Annotated in this window: 6 protein-coding genes and 1 pseudogene; 3 read left to right on the top strand and 4 right to left on the bottom strand. The window is 66.7% G+C overall.

Annotated elements, in window-relative coordinates; all coding sequences use genetic code 11:
- A partial coding sequence (locus FCI23_RS59035) for a hypothetical protein (protein ID WP_211265683.1) occupies nucleotides 1-196 on the bottom strand: 196 nt, incomplete at its 3' end.
- A 271-nt stretch (nucleotides 197-467) separates the two neighbouring features.
- On the opposite strand from FCI23_RS59035, the gene FCI23_RS54390 reads away from it, so the two are divergent.
- Entirely contained in the window at nucleotides 468-1,184 is a 717-nt protein-coding gene (locus FCI23_RS54390; protein ID WP_136731587.1) for a VOC family protein, read from the top strand.
- 15 nt (nucleotides 1,185-1,199) lie between these two features.
- Here FCI23_RS54390 and FCI23_RS54395 read toward each other — a convergent pair whose 3' ends face one another.
- The 3 genes from FCI23_RS54395 to FCI23_RS54405 form a co-directional block, all read right to left on the bottom strand.
- Complete coding sequence (locus FCI23_RS54395; RefSeq protein WP_246144918.1) at nucleotides 1,200-1,418, bottom strand: recombinase; 219 nt, start codon at nucleotides 1,416-1,418, stop codon at nucleotides 1,200-1,202.
- Nucleotides 1,419-1,439: 21 nt separating this feature from the next.
- Nucleotides 1,440-1,649, bottom strand: a complete 210-nt coding sequence (locus tag FCI23_RS59040) for a hypothetical protein (protein ID WP_211265898.1) — start codon at nucleotides 1,647-1,649, stop codon at nucleotides 1,440-1,442.
- A gap of 207 nt (nucleotides 1,650-1,856) precedes the next feature.
- On the bottom strand, nucleotides 1,857-2,579 hold the full coding sequence (locus tag FCI23_RS54405; RefSeq protein WP_136731588.1) for a TetR/AcrR family transcriptional regulator: 723 nt from the start codon (nucleotides 2,577-2,579) through the stop codon (nucleotides 1,857-1,859).
- A 125-nt stretch (nucleotides 2,580-2,704) separates the two neighbouring features.
- On the opposite strand from FCI23_RS54405, the gene FCI23_RS54410 reads away from it, so the two are divergent.
- A complete protein-coding gene (locus FCI23_RS54410) occupies nucleotides 2,705-3,439 on the top strand; it encodes an SDR family NAD(P)-dependent oxidoreductase (protein WP_136731589.1) in 735 nt (244 codons plus the stop codon).
- Between the two features lie 183 nt (nucleotides 3,440-3,622).
- Nucleotides 3,623-3,818, top strand: a pseudogene (locus tag FCI23_RS54415) (IS1182 family transposase); the annotation flags it as partial.

Below are 3,818 nucleotides of genomic sequence, written 5' to 3' on the forward strand. Positions count from 1 at the left end.
CCTCACCCGCGCAATCAACCCCGGCGGCCAGCACATCCAGCGAGGCCTCATCCCACCGGGAAGCAATCAGAGCCCGGGTCAAGTCCTGGCACAGCCCGGCGAGGAAGGACACCCGCTCCGACAGCACTCGTTGACCGACCCGTTCACCGCTGTCCTCGACCAGGCCACGGAAGGCAGTACACGTCGCCGTCGCCATCAACCGTGCCACACCCACCCCCTCCCACCCGACCCCGCACACCCTGCCAACAGGACGCATCCCCGCATCCGATCGGCCTAACGACCGACCATCACACAAAGACACGCACCCGCCGACACCGCCCGATTCATACAGGAACACGCAGCCAAACCATCAACAGTTGAAGACCCTGCTCGACAGCAGACGAGCGCGGGGCTTAATCAGTTGACCGGGTGGCAACGGCTGGGCAGGCTCCAGCACGACCTGCCTGCCCCTACCGGGAGACCTACGGATGACTTCTCACCTGCATGCGCTCTGCTTCGATGCGCACGACCCGCTCCGTCTCGCGCGCTTCTGGGCGGACTTTCTCTGCTGGGAGACGTCCGATGACACCTCCGACGGCATCACACTGCTTCCCAGCGATGACACCGGGTTCCGGCTCCGCTTCCTCCTGACCCAGGAGCGGAAGACAGGCCAGAACCACATGCACTTCGATCTGACGAGCACGTCCCTCGACAACCAGAAGCAGGTGGTGGAGAGGGCGCTCCAACTTGGCGCCCGGCACATCGACATCGGCCAACGCTCGGAGGAGGGACATGTGGTGCTCGCCGACCCCGAGGGCAATGAGTTCTGTGTCATCGAGCCGGGCAACAGCTTCCTCGCCGAGTGCGGATTCATCGGAGCGCTGGCGGGCGATGGTTCGCAGGAGACCGGGTATTTCTGGAGCCGAGCGCTGGGCTGGCCATTGGTCTGGGACCAGGACCAGGAGACCGCGATCCGCTCACCGCACGGTGGTCCGAAGGTCACGTGGGGTGGTCCACCCCTGATGCCGAAGACGGGGAAGGAACGGCTGCACTTCGACCTCGCTCCACCGGTCGGCAGTGACCAGCAGACTGAGGTCGACCGGCTCGTCTCCCTCGGGGCAACGCGCATAGGCCAAGGGGACGTCGACTGGGTGGTGATGGCCGACCCCGATGGTCACGAGTTCTGTGTGCTGACCCCCCGATAAGCCCCGGAGCGGGGCTCACGACCCTGCGGGCCGGAGACCCGGCATGCCGAGGTTGATCGGCGCGATGCGAGCCAGCCGCTGGCTCTCTTCGCGTTTCTGACGGAGGAAGGTGAGGGTGAGGTCGAGCCCCTCGATCTCTCCGAGCCAGCCCTCCTGCTCGGCACGGGCCCGGCGATCCAGGAGGTCGGTCTCGATCTCGTCGAGGCGAGGCAGCATCTCGTCCAGAGCGCTCACTTGCCAATCCTGGCCGGTCAGTCAGATTGCGTCAGCCCCTTCGCGGCAGCCGACGTCGAGCGCCCGGCCCGACGCCAGGCCTTCGAGCTCTGCGACCAGCGTGGCGTTGGGCTCACCACTCCAGACTTGCCTGGTCCGGGGGTAGCGCTCGTTCCATGCACGGGCGGCGGCTGTCGCTCCAGGGCGTTCCTCGGCCGACGTGTCGCGGCGGGGTTCGGGTTCGTCGATCATGGTGAATCTCCGTGCCGTGGCGTATTCGTCATGCCAGCATCCGGCCGGGCCTCGCGCCGGCGACTCTTTCGATGCACATGTCCGTCCATCGCGCGATGGTCCGGGACGCAAGCTTCGTCGGTGCCGTGGCGCATCATCGCCGGCGCGCCAGCGCGAGTCGACGCTGCGATCTTTGCGCGCGCTATTCGGCTCAATGAAGCTTTCCGATCACATCTGCTCCGTGATGCGGTCAAGGATGTGGCCCTGGCCAGGGTGCTCGGCAACGGCGCCACGGCCGGAACGTGGGGCGCCGCCCCGGCCGGCGTCATCGTCATCGTCATCCTGGCCGTGCTGCTCGACAGCGCTTGCGCCGGCCGGTGCCGCTGCCGTGGGGATGGCGTTGTCGACGAGGACGGCTGCGATGGCGGCGGCGGTGGTGAACGCTTCGGTGTTGAGGACTCGGCTGCGGGCCGAGGCGCCGTCCAGGAGCAGCGCCAGTTGCTCGCCGAGCTGTTCGGGGTTGGTGGCGCCGGCCTCGCGGGCGGTATCGGTGAGCCGGGCGGCAAAGCCTTTTTTGTAGTTGCGGGCGTGTACGCGTGCCGGGTGGCCCGGGTCGGGGATTTCGACGGCCGCCGCGATGAATGGGCACAGGGGCGCGTGCACGTCGAACGCGGCGAGGAGTCGTTCGCGAGGTGTGAGGTCGGTGCGGTCGAACACTTCGGGCAGGATGTCGGGATCGAATCGGCGTAGGCATTCGGCGATCAGCTCGTCCTTGCCGGTGAAGTGCTGGTAAAGCGTGCGCTTGGACACCTCAGCCACCGCGCAGAGCTGGTCCATGCCGGTGCAGTTGATGCCTTGATCGCGGAACAGTTGTTGTGACGCGCTGAGGATGCGCTCTCGTGCGCCCCTGCCGCGGCGCAGGCCTCGCGGCCCCTTCTCCAACTCTGTCACACGCCCAGCGTAGCCCATTTGGGTACCGCTCGGTGTGCATAGCTTGCACCCCGCGCGACTGTTCGATACGTTAAGTACGCAGACCGGTGTACATAACATCGGCACGGCATGTGAATGGAGTGGTCGTGGGAAAGCTCGATGGCAAGGTTGCGGTGATCACAGGCGCGACAAGTGGGATGGCGCTGGCCGGTGCGAAGTTGTTCGTTGATGAAGGAGCTCACGTCTTCATTTCGGGCCGGCGGAAGGACGCGCTGGACGAAGCCGTCAAGCTGATCGGCCGGAACGTGACCGGCGTGCAGGGCGATCCGGCCGACCTCGATGATCTGGACCGTTTGTTCGAGACGGTCAAGCAGGAAAAGGGCACGGTCGACGTGTTGTGGGCAAGTGCTGGGATGGGCGAGCAGGGCAGGCTCGGCGAGATCACCGAGGAGCAGTTCGATGCCGCCTTCTCGCTGAACGCGCGCGGCACGCTGTTCACGGTCCAGAAGGCGCTGCCGCTGTTCAACGATGGAGGCTCGATCGTCATGACCGGGTCAAACGCGTCGCTCCGGGGCTACCCCGATTGGAGTGTGTACGCAGCGAGCAAGGCCGTGCTGCCCGCCTACGCACGGGTGTGGGTGTCCGAGTTGAGGGACAGGAGGATCCGGGTGAACGTGCTGACCCCCGGCCAGGTCGCCACGCCGATTCTGGAGGAGGTGATGGACGAGCAGATGAAGGCGCAGTTCGAATCCGTGATCCCGCGGCGAGAGATGGGCCGCCCTGAAGAGATCGCGTCGGTCGCGTTGTTCCTCGCCTCGGACGACTCGAGCTACGTCAACGGCATGGAGCTGGTTGTCGACGGCGGCACCACAGTGATCTGAGCGCGTCGCGGCCGGCTGCGTCCGCGGGCCGAGAAGGACGGTCTGCCGCCAACCGGCCGGCGCCTGGAGTCGCCCTACGACCTCGAGGCCCGCTACACGCGCCGCGGGCACCGGACCTGGGTCGGTTATCTCGCTCATGCCACCGAGACCTGCGACGAAGGCAGCATCAACGTCATCACGGACGTGGCCACCACCGTCCCCACCGGCGACAGCGTGGCCCTGCCCGGCATCCACACCCGGCTGGGGCGCCGCCGCCTGCTCACCGAGCACCTCGTCGACACCGGCTACACCTCCGTTGCACTCCATGACACCGCCGCCCGCACCCACCGCGTCACCATGGTCGGCCCGCTCAGGACCAACAACTCCCGGCAGCGCAAGA

Source organism: Actinacidiphila oryziradicis, assembly GCF_005047355.1.
Classification (GTDB): Bacteria; Actinomycetota; Actinomycetes; order Streptomycetales; family Streptomycetaceae; genus Actinacidiphila; species Actinacidiphila oryziradicis.

What these genes read in the sequence shown, in the direction of transcription:
- FCI23_RS54390 (WP_136731587.1), top strand. Translation starts at nt 468, where the DNA reads ATGACTTCTCACCTGCATGCGCTCTGCTTCGATGCGCACGACCCGCTC.
- FCI23_RS59040 (WP_211265898.1), bottom strand. Translation starts at nt 1,649, where the DNA reads ATGATCGACGAACCCGAACCCCGCCGCGACACGTCGGCCGAGGAACGC.